The organism is Streptomyces sp. NBC_01451, from assembly GCF_036227485.1.
Taxonomy (GTDB): domain Bacteria; phylum Actinomycetota; class Actinomycetes; order Streptomycetales; family Streptomycetaceae; genus Streptomyces.
Map to the genome: position 1 here is coordinate 9,828,023 of NZ_CP109479.1, position 17,038 is coordinate 9,845,060.

The window sequence follows — 17,038 nt, forward strand, 5'->3', positions numbered from 1 at the left end:
ATCAGCGCTGTGGTGTCATTGCTGAGGATCAATCGTGTGGGTACCCGACGCGGCATGACTGTCTACGGATTACACGCCTCGCACGAACAGATCCCGCCCGCGGACCTGCTCGACGCCGTGGTGCACGCGGAACGCGCGGGATTCACCGCCGCCATGTGCTCGGACCACTTCTCGCCCTGGAGCGTCCGTCAGGGAGAGTCGGGATTCGCCTGGTCCTGGCTCGGCGCCGCGCTCCAGGCCACCGACCGGATGCCGTTCGGCGTGGTGAACGCGCCGGGGCAGCGCTACCACCCCGCGATCATCGCCCAGGCGATCGCCGGCCTCGCGTCCATGTACCCGGGCAGGTTCTGGGCCGCGCTCGGCAGCGGTGAGGCCTCCAACGAGCACATCACAGGCGCCCCCTGGCCGCGCAAGGACCTGCGTGACGCACGCCTGAGGGAATGCGTCGACATCATCCGCGCACTGCTCGCGGGGGAGGAGGTCAGCCACGACGGACTGGTGACCGTGGACCGGGCCCGGCTGTGGACCCTGCCGCCCGACGTACCGCCGCTCCTCGGAGCCGCGTGCAGCACCGCCACCGCCGCCCGGTGCGCCGAGTGGGCGGACGGCCTCATCACGGTCAGCGCCCCGCCGGAACGGCTCCGCGAGATCACCGACGCCTACCGCGACGCGGGCGGTCGCGGCCCCCTGCACCTCCAGGTGCACCTGAGCTGGGCGCCCGACGAGGACGAGGCCCTGGCGCTGGCCCACGACCAGTGGCGCACCAACGTGCACACACCCCCGGTCAGCTGGGACCTCGACTCCGTGGAACTGTTCGACATCGTCAGCGAGCACATCACGCCCGAACAGGTGGCGGGCACGGTCAACGTCTCGTCCGACCTCGGTCGGCACACCGCCTGGCTCCAGGAGTACGCCGACCTCGGGTTCGACACGGTGATGCTTCACCACGTCGGCCGTGAACAGGCCTCGTTCATCGACACGTTCGGGGCCGAGGTACTGCCCCAGCTCGACGTCACCCGCCCGATTCCCGCCACGGCGAAGGAGTACCGATGCGTCTGACCCGCACATCCGACCTGTGGTGGAAGAACGCGGTGGTGTACTGCCTCGACGTCGAGACCTACCAGGACGGCAACGGTGACGGGATCGGCGACTTCGCGGGCCTCACCCAGCGCATCGACCATCTGGTGCGCCTCGGCGTGACATGCGTGTGGCTGATGCCCTTCTACCCGACGCGCGAACGCGACGACGGATACGACATCACCGACTTCTACGGTGTCGATCCCCGCCTGGGCACCCTCGGTGACTTCACCGAGTTCGTCCGCACGGCCAAGGACCGCGGCATCCGCGTGATCGCCGACCTCGTGGTCAACCACACCTCCGAGGACCACCCCTGGTTCCAGGACGCCCGCTCCGGCCGGGACTCCGCCCACCGCGACTGGTACGTCTGGCAGGACGAGCCTCCCGAGGACGGCCCCGAGGGCGTGGTCTTCCCCGACGCGGAGGACAGCCTGTGGGAGTACGACGAGGGCAGCGGCCAGTACTACCTGCACCGCTTCTACAAGCAGCAGCCCGACCTCAACGTCGCCAACCCCGAGGTGCGGGACGAGATAGCCCGCGTCATGGGCTTCTGGACGCAGCTCGGACTGTCCGGGTTCCGGGTCGACGCCGTGCCCTTCCTGCTGGAGACGGCCGGGCAGGACGACGCCGACGCCCTGCCCGACCCGCACGCCTACCTCGCGGACCTGCGAGCCTTCCTCGGCCGCCGCAACGGCGAGTCGATACTGCTCGGCGAGGTGAACCTGCCCTACGGCGACCTCGCCCGGTTCTTCGGAGACCCCGATTCGGACCGCGGAGACGAACTCACCATGTGCTTCGACTTCGTCGGCATGCAGCAGATGTACCTCTCCATGGCGCGCGAGGAGGCGGGGCCGCTGGCCGCCTCGCTGCGCGACCGGCCCGCTGCCCCGCGCGACGCCCACTGGGCCACGTTCGTACGCAACCACGACGAACTCACCCTCGACAAACTCAGCGACGACGAACGCGCCGAGGTCTTCGCCGCCTTCGGCCCCGACAAGGACATGCAGTTGTACGACCGGGGACTGCGCCGCAGGCTGCCCCCCATGGTCGGCGGTGACCGGCGCCGCATCGAACTCGCCTACAGTCTGCTGTTCACTCTGCCCGGCACCCCCGTGCTCTTCTACGGCGAGGAGATCGGCATGGGTGAGAACCTGGCCGCCGAGGGCCGCCAGGCCGTACGCACCCCCATGCAGTGGACCCCGCAGGAAGGCGCCGGCTACTCCACCGCCCGGCCGGACACGTTCCCCAACCCGCTGGCGGACGGCGAGTTCGGACCCCGGAAGGTGAACGTGTACGAGCAGAGCCGCGATCCCGGTTCACTGCTGAGCCGCATACGGCTGTTCGTCGAGCGCTACCGGGAGGCTCCCGAGTTGGCCTGGGGCGAATACCACCTCGTGGAGACGGGGGAACCCGCTGTGCTGGCGCACGTCAGCCGCACCTCGGACGGGAGGATCCTGGCCCTGCACAACTTCGCGGGCCGTCCCCTCACCGTGCGACTGCGGCTCCCGGAGACCGAATCCGGTGACAGGCTGACCGACCTCCTCGCCGAGGACCACGCCGGTCTCACGGTGTCCGGCGACGGTCGGCTCCTCGTCGAACTGCCCGCCTACGGTTACCGGTGGTTGCGCGTCGGTACCCCGGCCGACGATCCGGAGCGGGTTGCCGCAGGCTGAGAACCCGGCATGGCCGGTGGACCGGGCCGGTGATCCGGGTCAGGGGCCGGCCCCTGACCCGGATCACCGGGGTGACGATCTCCGTGGCCATGGATCCACGATCGGCTGCCGACCTAGCCTCCCGGGTTGCAACCGGTCCCTGCCGGCGTCGCGATCACCGTAGGCACTCCTCGCCACGGCGGCGCGTCACAGCGTCGCGGTCGTGCCCTCCCCGGCGCCGCTGCCCGCGAGCCACTGGTCCCAGCTCAGGTTGAAGTCCGCGTAGCCGTTGTCCGCCGAGGCCTTGGCGCGGGGTGAGCCGGTGACGGTGATGGGATCGCCCTGCTTGACCTGGTCGTAGAACCACTTGGCGTCCGACATGGACAGGTGGACGCAGCCGTGTGAGCCGCGGGCGCTGCCAGTGCCCGGGTTCGGGTCGCCGGTCGAGTAGTGCACGTAGGTCCCGGACTGAGTCAGGTGGACGTCCCAGGGCAGCGTCAGGTCGTAGTAGTCGGGGCTGCCCTTGTCGCAGCTGATTCCGACGCTGCAGGAGGTCATGTGGACCTTCTCCTGCTTGTCGATGACGGCCATCGTGCCGTTCCACGTCGGGTACTCGGCGCTGCCCGCGTTGATCGACAGAGTGCGCACCGGAGATCCGTTCCGGGTCACTTTCATGGTGTGCCCGGTCACGGAGACGTCCGCGCGCACGTCGTCACCGATCTTGAAGGTGTGCGTGTAGCCGTGCACGCCGAAACGTCCGTTGCCGTTGCTGACGCCCTTCATGTCGGCGTCGATCTTCACTGTCGTGCCGGAGGGCCAGTACGTCTTCGGGCGCCAGTCGGCACGCTGGTCGCCGAACCAGTGCCAGGCGCCGGCCACCGGTTGCGAGGCGCTCACCTTCATGTGCTTCTCGACCGTGGCCCGCGCCGAGGCGGCCACGGGATTCGTGAAGACCACCGAGATCGGCATGGCCACGCCTACCGTGGTTCCCGTCTGTGGGGTGATCGTCTCCAGCAGCATCGGTGGGCCCGCGGGCTTCGTGGGTGATGGCGACGAGCTTGCCTTGGGGTTTCCCGACGCCTTGGCGTCGTTGCCGCTCGCCTTGTCACTGCCGCCCCCGCCGCAGGCACTGGCGCCCACCAGCATCACGCCCGTGACGAGTGCGATCCCTATGCTGCCCTTGCGCCGTCGCACGACCTGCCCCGCTCTCTAGCCTCTCGGCCCTTATGGACCCGACGCACTGTGAGACAGCGACGGGGTGGACCGCAGTTGCGTATGCCGCGTAAAGCGTGTCTCAAACCTCGGTGTCCTGTTCCAGGCGGAGCCGACCCGGACGTGGAGTGGGCGGGTGGGCCCCCGATGGTGAAGGGGAGTGACCGACGCCGATCGCGGTGGCGGCTCCGGCAGGCCGTCGACGAACAGCAGGTCAGCGGGACAGCGGGGCAGCCGGGCTGTTGCGCGTGTCGCGTCTGCTCCTCCACATCCCGACGCTCCGGGGGTCCGGTCAGCCCGTCACCGTCCGCGTGAAGACTCGGTCAGGCGGGCTGCCACAGTTCGACTCGATTGCCCTCGGGATCGGTGACCCACCCGAAGCGGCCGACGCCCTCCATGTCCTGTACTTCCTCGACGACGTCCGCTCCCTTGGCGCGCAATTGCGCGAGCATCGCGTCCAGGTCGCGGACCCGGAAGTTGAGCATGGTCCGCTGGGCACGGGACCCGAAGTAGTCGGTCTCGGACTCGAACGCCGCGAACACCGTCGGACCCGCTCCCTGATGCCACAGGCCGTTCTCGTCGGCGTCCAGGCCCAGGCAGTCGCGATACCACGCGGTCAGTGCCGCCGGGTCGGCTGCCCGCATGAAGTACCCACCGATTCCAAGCACACGTTCCATGCCGTCATCCTGCCAGGCCGGCAACCGTGCGGGCCTGCACCGACCATCGTCCGATGCGCCACCCCCACACAGCCGTCGCGGAACGGCGGGGCCGTCCGCAGCGAACGACAGACAGCACATCACGACCGGCCCGGGCAACCGCTCCGCGTCGGCGTGCACGCTCGTCAAATTGCCTTTCGCACCGGGCGGCCGAAGGCTACTGTCCGGGTGCGGCGAGTAACCCACGAGGAGTCAAGACATGCCCGGTCGTCCGAGCGCGCGTTGACGTCGTAGGCCCTGATCGGCCAGTCATCGCGTGCTGCCCTTGTTGTCGCGGCACAGCGAGCCTTCCCTGCCCGTGGCCGGTGCGCCTTTCGTGCGCCGGGCGGCGGGCGTCGTTCGAGGCAACCAAGGGGATCGCCGTGCCGTCCGCTTCCTCCGCCGTACCCGGTTCCGGTCGACCTGTGCCGCCGAGCCTGTGGCGGGACGGCGACTTCCGCAGACTGTGGGTGGGCCAGACGGCCTCCCAACTCGGCGAGCACGCAAGTACGGTGATTCTCCCGCTCTTCGCCGTCCTGACGCTCGACTCCGGCGCCGATCAGTTGGGTGTCCTCCGTGCCGTGGGACAGGCGCCGGTCCTGTTGCTGTCGCTCTTCGCCGGCGCGTGGGTGGACAGGTGGCGGACCCGTACGGTCATGGTGTTGACGGACGCCGGCCGGACCCTCGCCCTGGGCGCCACCGCCGTGGCCGGACTCCTCGGTTGGCTCGGCCTGCCTGCGCTGTTCGTGGTCGCCTTCGCCGTTGGTGCCCTGTCCGTGTTCTTCGACGTGGCGTACCAGGCGTCTCTCGTACGGCTGGTGAATCGTGAGCAGCTGGTGCGGGGCAACAGCGCGCTCGAAGGCAGCCGGTCCGCGGCCCAGACTGGCGGTCCCGCCCTCGGCGGCGCGCTGGTCTCCGTCCTGTCGGCGCCCACCGCCGCCGCCTCCAGCGCGCTGCTCTTCGCGTTGTCGTTCCTGTCGATCCGCCGGATCCGCCGGATCGAGTCCATCCCGGCGCACCCGGACCGCCCCTCCCGGTTGGGGCGGCGGATCCACGATGGCCTCCGGTTCGTCCTGATCGACCCGGCGCTGCGAGCCGTGTGCCTCGCCTCGGCCGCCTTCCAGTTCTCCTTCGCGGCCGTGATGACCGTCTACCTGCTCTTCCTGCCGCGCGAACTGCACCTGTCGGGCACCGCCGTCGGGCTGGCGCTCGCCGCGACGGGGCCCGGCGCGCTCCTGGGCTCGGTGCTGGCGGCCCGCCTGCCGAGCCGGTTCGGCCATGGCGCGCTACTCGTATCCGCGGCGGTGGTCGGCGACGGCGCGTTCCTGTGCGTGCCCGCGCTGGACGGCCCGCCCGCCGAGACGGTTCCCGTGCTCCTGGCGGCCGGTTTCGTGTTCGGGACCGGCAGTCAGCTGGTGAGTGTCACGGTCATGGCCGTCCGGCAGGCCGTCACACCGGCCGGGTTGCAGGGCCGCGCGGCGGCGACGATCACGTTTGTGGGTATGGGGCTGGCTCCGTTCGGCTCGCTCCTCGGCGGATTCCTCGCGCAGGAACGGGGGCTGCGCACCAGCCTCCTGATGACAGCCGCAGGGATGATGCTGTCCCCCGTACTGATGGCCTCGTCCCCGCTCGCCCGCCTGGGACGGACACTGCCGGCCTCGAAGAACTGAGGCTGTTCCGCGTCGCCGGCGCCACAGGCATGGTGGTGAGGCCGCGCGGCGCCCGACATGCCCACCTTCACGGGCTCGTTGCAGCTCGCGGTTCCGTGCGGGCCCTCCGAGCAGACGTTGCCGGTGGGCAGGATCAGCGGCTCTCGGCGGCTCTGCGGATAGCGGATGTCGGCGATGTCCTGGGCCAGGTCGGCCGGGGGAGGCGCGGTGTCCTTCGGCCTTGTGCTGCGCCGGGTGGACGACACCGACCGGGCGGCTCCCCGGAGCCTCGGAGGTAGCCGGGCCTGGTGGACGAGCCGAAGCCGGGTCGGCGCCCCCGGAGCCGGTGTGCTCTGAGAGGCCCTGTGCGCGGAGCTGCCGTGGTGGGCTCGGCGGCCGAGACCCGCGGTTCCTGGCGCTGCGGGCAAGGCTCGTGCCGCGGGGCGCGACGGTGCTGTGCGTGGCGGGGGAGCACCGCATGCAGGTGCTGGACCGGTCCCGGTCGAAGATGCTGCGCACGCCCGAGCGGCCTGCCCGCGACTACCACCGGCACCGCGGTCACCTGCCTGTGCGCGGCCTTCGACATCGCCGATGGCAGCGTCGTTTCATGGCCGTCACGGAACTCGACGTGGCGTCGGCGTCGGCACCGCAGCCGGTCGCGACCCGACGGACGACGCTTCGCGGCCCGGGAGTTGAGGCATCGGGCGCCTCGCCTTGCCCGCCGGAGAGCGTCGTCCGTTTCGCGTCAGTCGCCGATGCCGGACTGGGTGGCGGCTCGGACCAGTTCAGCCGCGTCGGCCGGGCGGATGAACCCTGCGGCGACGCCCTGTGCGGTGGCGGCCGACCACTTCGCGACGAACGAGGCGTGACGGGGATACAGGGCCGCCAGCTTCTCGGCGGGGAAGGGGGTGGTCGTGCCGAACAGGAAGCAGAATGACGCCCCACTCTGACCGAGACCGGACAGGGCGGCGACCGGCGCGTCCACTGCCGGTGTGCGGAGGCCGCCGGCGACGTTGCCGTGAGCGTCGAGGACGAAGGCGGGTGCGGAGCCCGAGGTGTCCACCTGGAGGCGGGGTGCCCTGGCAGGCGGGATGCCGGTCGTCACCCAGCGGTTCAGCGCGAACGTGGCGGTGTCCAGGACGTAGTGTGCCTGGCCGGTGTTGATCGGTGAGGCACAGCCGGTCCGGGTCGGGGGAGTGAGCATGGCGTTCAGCGCTCGAAGGCCCGTGGCTCCGCTGCCGTCGTCGCTCGTGCCGAGGCCGATGTATGCATCGGCGTGGGAGGTGCCGGCCATCTCCCAGAGCCGGATGCGGGAGGTGTCGGCCTGCCGGGCCGACAGGGAACCCAGCGCGATGACGTCGGTCTCGGCCTGCACGACGAGCACTGGTGCGTGCAGGTCGGTGCGGAGGCGGACGGCCTGTGGAGTCGGCACGTCCTCCTGGGGAGCCTGCGACAGCGGTGCGCCGATGTCCCGGCGGCTGTGCACGAGGAAGCCGTCGTACACGGACACCAGGGGCTGGATCGCGTTGATGTAGGTGGTGAGGCGGAAGGCGGACTGCGACTCTCCGATGGCCTGCACGGTGCGCGGACGCAGCCCGTCGAGGACAGTGACGGCGGAGTCCCGGACGGCTTGGCCTGCCTGGCTGAAGATGTCGTAGGAGTAGCTGTCGCCGGGGTGGGACAGGCCCGCGTAGCGGACTGGGTCCGCGGTCTTGGTGGCGGCCACTCCGGTGGCCTGGGCGGAGACACCCACCCAGGCGTAGCCCTCGCGGATCAGCTCGTTGTGGGTGTAGATCCACTCCGGGGCGGCGTCCAGTCCGCCGCTGACGTTCAGCCATTCGACGACGACGGTGCCGTTGAAACGGGCCGGATCGGCCGGCCGGTCCACGACGATGCGGGTGGTGTACGGGGCGGTGCTCGCGGGTGTCACCTGCCAGCGTCCGTCGGAATCGAGGGGCTGCTCGGGCACGTAGGACGCGGCGGTCCCGGACAGGAAGTACTCGGACTGTGTGTATCCCACCGTGGCGAGGTCGAACGCCGTTCCCTGGAGGACCACGGCGCCGTTTCCGCCCGTCACCGGCCCGGTGACCGACGGGCTCGCGGCTGCCCGGACGGGCGGCTCCGAGCCCGTGCCGCCGGACTGCGCGGCGACTGCGGAGGGGGTTGCGAGCATGAGGGGAATGAGCGCGGCTGCCGCCAACAGCTGGGGGCGGACTCGACCCTTCCACCAATATTGCATGGTCATGACATCTCCTGGGTCAGAAAACACGGCCGACGTCCTGGCGGACGATGGTCTGCATGCTGTGTTCGGCGAGTGCGGCGATGGTCATCGAGGGGTTGCAGGCACCGGTGGAGCCGGGGATGCGGGAGCCGTCGAGGACGTAGAGGCCCTTGTGGCCGAGGACGCGACCGGTGAGGTCGACGGCCTCGCCCATGGGGACGCCGCCGAGGGGGTGCCAGGTGGAGGGCTTGGCGGCGTTGGTGTCGATCATGAAGCCGCCACCCGCCGCGGCGATGCCCCGCATGCGGGCCGCGATCAGTTGCTGAAGCGCGGCGTCGGCGTCGGCGGGCCACGTGAGCACGGCGTCGTCCTTGTCGGCGTCGTAGGCCCAGGTGCCGGCGCCGTCGACGACGCCGAATCCGACGACGGTCAGGGCTGTGACTCCGGGAGTCTGGATGGGGGATCCGGCGTGTACGACGGTGAGCGGGACGGGGCTGTCCGGGTCCTGGCCGCCGACACAGGCCGGCCCGCCCTGCCGGGTTCCGGCATCCCCGGACGGGTTGATCCAGGCCCAGATCCGGTCACCGTTGTTGCCCCACCCCGTGCCGACGGCATCGGGCAGATCCGGGACGAGGCCCTTGGCGCGGGACTTGACCAGGAGCCGGGTCGTACCGGGGGAACCGGCGTTGAGGAAGACCGCGTCCGCGGTGATCCGGATCTGTTCCCGGACGGTGCCGGCCGTGTCGATGCGGTCGACGGACAGCACCCAGCGCCGGTCCGGGCCCAGGGCGAGGTCGCGGACGACGTGGAGCGGTGCCACCTCGACGAGGCCGGTGGACTCCGCCTGGGCGAGATAGGTGACGTCGATGGAGTGCTTGCCGCCGTTGTTGACGCCGAAAGCGATGTCGCTGCTTGTGTACGTCGCCTCGTACTGACCGGTCAGCTCGCCGCGGGCGTAGCTCCAGTCGACGGGCAGGGGCACCTTGAACGGGGTCAGGCCGGACTGGGCGGCGACGTCCTGGAAGAGACGAGAGGACTTGTAGGGGTCGGAAGCCAGCACGTCGTACGGGACGGTCGAGATGCCCAGCACCCGGGAGACCGTCGGATAGGCCCACAGGTTCAGGTCGTCGTAGAGGTCCGCGGCCTGCGGTATGGAGGCGGCGAAGTTCGCCTTCGTCGGCTTCAGGGTCATCCCGTGGTACGTGATCGATCCGCCGCCGACCGCGGCTCCGCACATCGCGGTCATACCGTCGCCCTCGACGGCTTCGAGCACGCCGGTGTAAGGCGTCCACGACTTGTCGACGCCGCCGACGATGGCGTGGTCGGTCAGCCAGGCGGAACGGTTGTCCATGTTCGCGAAGCGGCAGAACGTACTCGAGTCAGGGCCGGTCACCCAGCGCCGACCGCGTTCCAGGACAAGGGTGGACACCCCGGCCCGGGCCAGCCTCAGCGCGGTGACACCACCGCCGAAGCCGGTGCCCACGACCACGGCACGTTCGCGCCGCTCCGTCACGGAGGCGGCCGCGAAGGGCGTCGCGGCGCGGGCCCGGCCCGCGCCGGTCACGGACCCGCCCGCGGCGACCGCGCCGAGGGCAGCCGCGGTCAACAGCCCGCGGCGGGTGAGTGTGGGGGAGGAGGAAGAGAGAGTGTCGGCCATGGGACTCCCATCGGGAGGTGGGGACGGACCAAAATTGGCGCATACATGTCAATTGCGGTGTTTGATCTGAGGCTGACGGTGCGGCAACAACGTACTGGGCCATGTCGCGGTGCGCCATACAGTCGCACCGTGACATGAATTATGATCGCTGCGTCTAGACGAGGAGGGGCGGATGGCCGGGCGAGCCGGTGTGGGGCGACCGCCATTGACGCAAAGGCGTCGTGAAGCGACGCGCATGGAGATCGCCGACGAAGCGGTCCGGCTCTTCGTCGAGCAGGGTGTGGCAGTGACCACGGCGGAGGACATCGCCGCGGCTGCCGGGATCTCCACGCGCACCTTGTGGCGCTACTTCCGCTCGAAGGAGGAGTGCGCGCGCCCTCTGCTCGCGATGGGCATCGATGTGCTGACCGAGCGACTGCGGGACTACTGGAGGGGCGGCCTGACGCTCGCCCAGGCGATCTCGGCCATCGAAGTTCCCGGCAATCCCTTCGCGCGGCACCTGGAGACCCTGCGCGGTCTCGTCCGCCTGAGCCGTGACGAGCCCGGACTGCGCGCCGTCTGGTTGGAGGCCCATTTCGACGCCGAAATCGTGCTCGCCGGCCTGATCGCCGAAGGTACCGGCCGCTCCGAGGACGACCTGGCCGTACGCCTGGAAGCGGGGATGATGAACACCGCGCTGCGTGTCGCGGTCGAGCACTGGGCCCTTCAGCCCCACGAGGGGACCGACCCGCCGCTCGGTACGACCCTCGGCGAGGCGCTACAGGCGATCACCCGGTTTCTGGACGCCGACGCCTCCACTGACCCCGGCCGGAAACGGATGATCCACCTACGGCCCATGGACTCCTGAACCGCGCGGACCTCGCCGCACAACAGCGGCGGGATGGAATCCCCTGTCCCTGGTCACCACCCCGCGCCCGGTGGTGAACTCGCCGTAGCCCCTTGCCCGGGACATCCCGGCACCCCTCCGCCGATAGCCCTAACCGGTCGGTCTGGGCAGGCGCAGGTGGGCGACGATCTGCTTGCCTGTCTCCAGGCCGATGGTGTGCAGCTGGTCGCACAGGCGGGTGACCAGATGCAGGCCGTGCCCGCCGACGCGACGGACGTCGTGGGCCCGCAGGACGGGCGGCCGACGGGAGCTGTCACGCACGGTGATGCGCAGCAGCGCGGCGTCGGGGGTCACCTCCAGCGCCAGGCCGCCCGGACCGGGTGCGTGGCGCAACGCGTTGGTGACCAGCTCACTGACGACGAGCTGGGCGTCCTGGCTCGGGCGGTGTTGAGGTTGGTGACCTGCATCGGCCAGCAGTGTGCGCACTGCCGCTCGGGCGTCCGCGATGGACGCGTCTGTCGTGTCCCAGACGGCGCTGTACCGCAGGGCGGTGGGCTCCCGTTCTTCGGATGCCCGGGTTTTACGCGGGATGACCATAGAACTCTTCCCGTGGATCGATTTTCCTTCATCACAGGTTGCCGCTATCGCATAATTTCGCCTACCCACTGACGTCCTGTTCATGGGGAATCCACCGGTCCGAGTTGATCGGCACCGAGCCGGTGACGGCGATCGAGGGCGTCGAGAAGCATGCCGTGAGCGCCCTCGGCGGACCCCGCTCTCGGCAGTGCCCGGAAATTCCGGCACGGCCGACGACCTGATGCGGCGGAAGAGTGCCCTGCGAATGGATCTGACGCGCATGCGTACGCCTTTCACCGTCCCGCCGTCCCGCCGTCCCACCGGCCACCGGCCACCGGCCACCGGCCACCGGCCACCGGCCACCGGCCACCGGCCACCGGCCACCGTCCCACCGGCCACCGGCGCCGCCCCGCACCGCGTGCCGAACTCGGTCCACGGCGGCTGCCGGCCGCGCGCCTTCGTCCTCACTGCCGAACAGCCTCTACTCAGGCTGGAGTTGAGTACGCGTGCTCATACCCGGTGCCTCCTGCGCGGCCAGGATTGGGGCAACGGCGCGGCCAAGGGCGCCGGTCCGATCCAGTTGAGTCTGTTGGGGGAATTTCTGATGGCGCGTCGTATCGTTCTGGCCGTTACTGCCGGTGTTGTCGTCCTCGGGGGTGCCGGAGCCTTCGCTCTCGCCTACGCCGGGGAACAGCCTCCTGCCTTGGCGCACAGCACCGCCCACTACGCGGCCCCCGCCGGCGACCGGGCAGGCTCGTTGACCTTCACCACCGACGTCACGGCGTCCTCCGGCGTCAAGGATGTGAAGGTCCTGGCCTGGCCGGCGAACTCGACGTTCGCCAAGCAGGAGCTGACCGCCAAGGACATGGCCTCTGCGGAGTCGGCCGTCTGCAAGCCGTCGGGCGGGGACACCGTGCGCTGCACCTACACGGTTCCCGTCACCCGTGCCGACGCCGAGACGTCCGAGCGGGGTCTGTGGCACGTCGCCGTACTGGCCACCGCGAAGGACGGCGACACGAAGCTGGTCACCAGGGCTGCCGACTTCAACGTTGCGTGATCCGGACGTACAAATGATCGTGGGGCGGGTGCGCTCGCGTGGTGGGGGCTGAGGAAAGCAGGTGGTGATGTCGGCGAACGAGTCGTGGCGGATGTCGGTCGACGGTGAGGAGTTCGAGGTCAGCCAGCCGGACAACACCCCGGGCTCCTACGACTTCATCTGGCTCACCGGCCCCGACCCCGGGTACGGCTTCGGGTTCACCACCCACCCTCCGGTCCAGGCCGACACGGCCGAACTCGAGGAGGCCATCCGGGACTTCCTCTCACAGGTCGACCCCGACACCGGGCACATCGAGTAGCCACCAGTACCAGCATCAGTACCAGCACCAGTCCTCCAGGAACCGAATTCACCGTGTGCTGGACGGCTTCTGCAGGTCGTCGCATGGCTCGGCCTTGTCCGTTCTGCGGCCGGGTAGGTCATCGCAGACCACGGGTGACCACCGATCGGGTCGTCCACGGTCCGTCACCTCGTACGCGCCGGACGGTCGGCCGGCGGACCCCCGCACACGTGTCCGTGCCCCGGACTACGGTCTGGCCCTGACGAGTCCGGCGTCGTACGCCATGATCACGGCCTGGATGCGGTCCCGGGCCCCGATCTTGGCGAGGACCCGGCCGACGTGCTTCTTCACCGTGGACTCGGTGAGGACGAGGCGTTCGGCGATCTCGGTGTTCGTCCAGCCCTGGCCGATGGCGACCAGGACCTCTCGTTCGCGGTCGCTGAGGGTCCGCAGCCGCGGGTCCTCGGCCGCGGGGACACCGGGCGGGGCGAGCACCTGGTGGGCGTAGGCGTCCAGGAGACGCCGGGTCAGGCTCGGGGCCACCACGGCGTCGCCGGTCGCCACCGCGTGGATGCCCGCGATGAGTTCCTCGGGGCGGGCATCCTTGAGCAGGAAGCCGCTGGCACCGGACCGCAGCCCTTCGTAGGCGTACTCGTCGAGGTCGAAAGTGGTCACGATGAGTACGCGGGTACGGCCGCCGGCGGCGATGATCCGGCGGGTGGCCTCCAAGCCGTCCATGCCCGGCATGCGGATGTCCATGAGGACCACGTCGGGGCGGAGTTCCGCGGCCAGGCGCACAGCCTCGGTTCCGTGCTCGGCCTCGCCGACCGGGGTCAGGCCGGGAGTGCCCTCCAGGAGCATGCGGAACCCCATGCGTTGCAGGGGTTGGTCGTCGGCGATCAGCACAGTGGTCACGGCAGCTGCTCTCCCGATGCCGACAGGGCGGGCGCGGCGGGTACTTCGAGCACGACGTCCACCATCCAGCCGGGCCCGGCGTCACGGGGGCCGGCGGTGACGTCACCGCCGTACATGGCTGCCCGCTGCCGGATTCCGACCAGGCCGTGTCCGGGGTCGACAGCGGTCTTCGGCCCAGGCGTGTCGCGTACGGGGGTCCCCGGGGGATTGCCTGTGTCGGTGACCCGGATCCGCAGTCGGCCGGCCGCGACGGACACGGCGACCTCGGCGGTGGAGCCCGGGCCGGCGTGTCTGAGCGTGTTGGTCAACGCCTCCTGGACGATGCGGTACACGGTGAGCTGCACGCCGTTGCCGAGGGAGTCGAGTGAACCCTCGGTCCGGTAGGTCACCGCCAGTCCCGCCGCGCGGACCCGTGTCAGAAGGGGGTCCAGGTCACGGATGCCCGGTTGCGGACCGAGCAGCCGTTCGTGCTCCTGCTCCTGGCGCAGTACGCCGAGGACACGTCGCAGTTCGCCCATGGCCTGGCGCCCGGTGTCGCCGAGGATGCGCAGGGCCTCGGCGGACCGCTCGTTGCGGTTGGCGGCGAGGGTGGCGGCGCCGTCGGCGACGCTGACCATGACGGAGAGGTTGTGGCCGACGATGTCGTGCATCTCCCGGGCGACCCGGGCGCGTTCGGCGGCTGCGGTGAGCTGGACGCGTTGGTCGCGCTCGATCTCCAGGCGGGTGGCGCGGTCCTCCAGGGCGGCCAGGTACATCCGGCGGATGCGGAGGGTCAGCCCGACGGCGACGGCCGCTGTCGCCGTGCCCAGCATGAAGAACAGTCCGAGCAGCGGGTGCTCGACCTGCGCCAGGAGACAGACCGCCGAGGTGAGACCGATGAAAGTGAGCGCGACGGCCCAGCCGAGGACGCGCAGGGAACCGCACACCGCCAGCGTGTACAGGGTGACGAGGGCGCTGATGCCGGCTTGCTGCCAGACCCCCAGCGACCACTGGACCATGGACACCAGCATGATCGCGAAGAAGGCGACGGCCGGTGCCCGGCGGCGCCACCACAGGGGCACGACGAGGGCGACGGCGAAGAGCCACAGCACGCCGGTCGGAAGCTGGGTGTGGCTGTTCGCCTCCCCGAAGGGACCGTTGCTGTCGGGGGAGAGCAGGTCGGGCAGGCTGATGAGGGCGACGATCAGTACCACCGCGGTGTCGAGCAGCCACGGATGGCGTACGTCCAGTTCCCGATGGCGGCTCTGCCCGCGCAGCAGACGGCCCAGGAGTGGATGCGCCCAGGCGTCGTCGAGCCCGGAGGACGGGGGGAGCGTCCTCCGGGCGGTCGACGCGGCGGCTGCCGCGCGCTGTGGACTCATGGACCTCATTGTCGCTGGTTTTCGCAGCTCAGACGTCGGTCCGGACCAGACGGAAGGCCGCACCGGCGAGGGCCAGGGCCACCCAGCCGGCGAAGACCGCGATTCCCGCCCCGGGCGAGAGGGAGTCGGCGGACTGGTGCAGGGCGTAGACGGCCGAGCCCGCGTTGCTGGGGAAGTAGGGGTTGATGCTGTCGTACAGCGAGTCGGGGAGCAGCGAGGCGAGGCCGGGGAGAATGAGGAGAATACCGACGAGGGCGGCGATGGCTCCGGCGGAGGAGCGCAGGAGCATGCCCAGCGCCACACCGAATACGGCCACCAGTCCGAGGTAGACGCCGGCGCCGGCCAGGCTGCGCAGCACACCGTCGTCAGTCAGGGAGAGTGCGATCTTCTCGCCGTCCAGGCCCAGCGTGCCCAGCTGGAACGCCGCCAGCGCGGCGATCGTGGTCAGGACCAGCGCTGTCGGGCCGATCACGGCGCTCTTCGCCCACAGCACAGGCAGGCGGCGTGGTACCGCGGCGAGGGTGGAGCGGATCATGCCGGTGCTGTACTCGCCCGCGGACAGCAGTACGCCGAGCACGCCCACGGCCAGCGAGGCGAAGGTCACGCCGGTCAGGGCGAGACTCACCGCGTCGGTGGCGCCCGAGCCCGGGCCGGGAGGCCCTTGGTTCGTGACAACGTCCGGACTGTAGGTGGCGGACGCGATGGCGCCGAAAAGGACCAGCAGGAACACACCGACGGCCAGTGTGATCCAACTGGATCGCAGCGTCCAGAACTTGGCCCACTCCGAGCGCAGCACCCGGCGGCCGGTCACCTTGTGGACCAGCGTGCCGGAGACCTCCGGGGCGAGGGTGGTGGAGGTCATCAGGCGGCCTTTCGCTCGGTGTCGGCGGGAGCGCTCTGGTACTCCACGGCGTCGTGGGTGAGTTCCATGAAGGCCGTCTCCAAGGAGACTGCCTGCGGGGTGAGTTCGTACAGCGCCACCCCGTTCCGGGCGGCGATCGCCCCGATCTCCCGGGCGTCACGCCCCACGACCACCAGGTCCTCGGCCGAGGAGGAGCTGATCGTGACCTCCGGGCCGGCCAGCAGCGAACGCAGTTTCACGGCTTCGGTGGTGGAGACCTTCACGCCGGAGCCGCCGGCCTCCCGGGTGAAGTCGTCGACCGTGGTGTCCGCGAGCAGCCGGCCGCGTCCGATGATCACCAGGTGGTCGGCGATCAGCGCGGTCTCGCTCATGAGGTGCGAGGAGAGCATCACGGCGCGGCCCTCGTCGGCCAGGCCGCGCAGCAGGTTGCGTACCCACAGCACGCCTTCGGGGTCGAGGCCGTTGACGGGTTCGTCGAGCATGACGATGGCCGGGTCGCCGAGCAGGGCCGAGGCGATGCCGAGCCGCTGGCCCATGCCCAGGGAGAAGGCCCCCACCCGCTTGCCGGCCACGCTGGTCAGTCCGGCCAGCTCGATGACCTCGTCGACCCGGCGGCGGGAAATGCCGTGGGTGTGCGCGAGCGCCATCAGATGGTTGAAGGCGGTCCGGCCGGGATGGACGGATTTTGCTTCCAGCAGGGTGCCGATCTCCTGGAGCGGAGCGGCGTGCCGGGCGTAGGACCTGCCGTTGACCGTGACGGAGCCCGCGGTGGGCGCGTCCAGCCCGATGATCATGCGCATGGTGGTGGACTTGCCCGCGCCATTGGGGCCCAGAAAGCCGGTCACCTCGCCGGGTTTGACGATGAAGCTCAGGTGGTCGACGACCGTCTTGTCCCCGTACCGCTTGGTGAGCTCACGTGCTTCGATCATGGGCGGGCCCTTCTCGCTTCGAACTCGGCCGCGGACGCGGCGCGGCCTCTGTCTCCGAAGTTACGGGCGTCG

The 17,038-nt window shown here is 70.3% G+C and carries 15 protein-coding genes; 6 read left to right on the plus strand and 9 right to left on the minus strand.

From position 1 onward, the window contains the following. Positions 1-54: 54 nt before the first annotated feature. On the plus strand, positions 55-1,059 hold the full coding sequence (locus OG595_RS43290; protein ID WP_329282092.1) for a TIGR03885 family FMN-dependent LLM class oxidoreductase: 1,005 nt from the start codon (positions 55-57) through the stop codon (positions 1,057-1,059). After that, on the plus strand, positions 1,050-2,750 hold the full coding sequence (locus OG595_RS43295) for an alpha-amylase family protein (RefSeq protein ID WP_329282094.1): 1,701 nt from the start codon (positions 1,050-1,052) through the stop codon (positions 2,748-2,750). Before OG595_RS43290 ends, OG595_RS43295 begins: the two co-directional genes overlap by 10 nt. A gap of 186 nt (positions 2,751-2,936) precedes the next feature. Here OG595_RS43295 and OG595_RS43300 read toward each other — a convergent pair whose 3' ends face one another. After that, positions 2,937-3,875: a L,D-transpeptidase gene (locus tag OG595_RS43300; protein ID WP_329283617.1), complete on the minus strand. Its 939-nt coding sequence runs from the start codon at positions 3,873-3,875 to the stop codon at positions 2,937-2,939. 389 nt (positions 3,876-4,264) lie between these two features. Continuing rightward, positions 4,265-4,618 carry a VOC family protein gene (locus OG595_RS43305; RefSeq protein ID WP_329282098.1) on the minus strand — a complete coding sequence of 118 codons (354 nt, stop codon included), beginning with the start codon at positions 4,616-4,618 and terminating at the stop codon, positions 4,265-4,267. 401 nt (positions 4,619-5,019) lie between these two features. Between OG595_RS43305 and OG595_RS43310 the strand changes: the two genes are divergently transcribed. Further along, positions 5,020-6,306, plus strand: a complete 1,287-nt coding sequence (locus OG595_RS43310; RefSeq protein WP_329282100.1) for an MFS transporter — start codon at positions 5,020-5,022, stop codon at positions 6,304-6,306. A gap of 724 nt (positions 6,307-7,030) precedes the next feature. On the opposite strand, the gene OG595_RS43315 is transcribed toward OG595_RS43310, so the two are convergent. Together OG595_RS43315 and OG595_RS43320 are read right to left on the minus strand one after the other, a co-directional pair. After that, entirely contained in the window at positions 7,031-8,530 is a 1,500-nt protein-coding gene (locus OG595_RS43315) for an alpha/beta hydrolase domain-containing protein (protein WP_329282102.1), read from the minus strand. Positions 8,531-8,543: 13 nt separating this feature from the next. Then, positions 8,544-10,163: a GMC oxidoreductase gene (locus OG595_RS43320; protein ID WP_329282104.1), complete on the minus strand. Its 1,620-nt coding sequence runs from the start codon at positions 10,161-10,163 to the stop codon at positions 8,544-8,546. A 235-nt stretch (positions 10,164-10,398) separates the two neighbouring features. Between OG595_RS43320 and OG595_RS43325 the strand changes: the two genes are divergently transcribed. Beyond that, on the plus strand, positions 10,399-11,010 hold the full coding sequence (locus tag OG595_RS43325) for a TetR/AcrR family transcriptional regulator (protein WP_329282106.1): 612 nt from the start codon (positions 10,399-10,401) through the stop codon (positions 11,008-11,010). A 129-nt stretch (positions 11,011-11,139) separates the two neighbouring features. Here the strand turns inward: OG595_RS43325 and OG595_RS43330 are convergent, their stop codons facing one another. Further along, a complete protein-coding gene (locus OG595_RS43330) occupies positions 11,140-11,586 on the minus strand; it encodes an ATP-binding protein (protein WP_329282108.1) in 447 nt (148 codons plus the stop codon). Positions 11,587-12,169: 583 nt separating this feature from the next. Here OG595_RS43330 and OG595_RS43335 point away from each other — a divergent pair. Together OG595_RS43335 and OG595_RS43340 are read left to right on the plus strand one after the other, a co-directional pair. After that, positions 12,170-12,622: a DUF5707 domain-containing protein gene (locus OG595_RS43335; RefSeq protein ID WP_329283619.1), complete on the plus strand. Its 453-nt coding sequence runs from the start codon at positions 12,170-12,172 to the stop codon at positions 12,620-12,622. A 67-nt stretch (positions 12,623-12,689) separates the two neighbouring features. Then, a complete protein-coding gene (locus OG595_RS43340) occupies positions 12,690-12,920 on the plus strand; it encodes a hypothetical protein (protein ID WP_329282110.1) in 231 nt (76 codons plus the stop codon). A gap of 225 nt (positions 12,921-13,145) precedes the next feature. Here OG595_RS43340 and OG595_RS43345 read toward each other — a convergent pair whose 3' ends face one another. Genes OG595_RS43345 through OG595_RS43360 form a run of 4 tightly spaced genes read right to left on the minus strand, consistent with a single transcriptional unit; the run spans position 13,146 to position 16,966 of the window. Continuing rightward, the gene (locus tag OG595_RS43345) at positions 13,146-13,814 is read right to left on the minus strand and encodes a response regulator transcription factor (RefSeq protein ID WP_329282112.1); all 669 of its coding nucleotides are present in this window, start codon (positions 13,812-13,814) and stop codon (positions 13,146-13,148) included. Continuing rightward, positions 13,811-15,175, minus strand: coding sequence for a sensor histidine kinase (locus tag OG595_RS43350; RefSeq protein WP_329282114.1), 1,365 nt, complete (start codon positions 15,173-15,175; stop codon positions 13,811-13,813). Before OG595_RS43350 ends, OG595_RS43345 begins: the two co-directional genes overlap by 4 nt. Before the next feature lie 28 nt (positions 15,176-15,203). After that, positions 15,204-16,037: an ABC transporter permease gene (locus OG595_RS43355; RefSeq protein WP_329282116.1), complete on the minus strand. Its 834-nt coding sequence runs from the start codon at positions 16,035-16,037 to the stop codon at positions 15,204-15,206. Next, a complete protein-coding gene (locus OG595_RS43360; RefSeq protein WP_329282118.1) occupies positions 16,037-16,966 on the minus strand; it encodes an ABC transporter ATP-binding protein in 930 nt (309 codons plus the stop codon). The genes OG595_RS43355 and OG595_RS43360 overlap by 1 nt, the downstream gene beginning before the upstream one ends. Positions 16,967-17,038 lie beyond the last annotated feature (72 nt).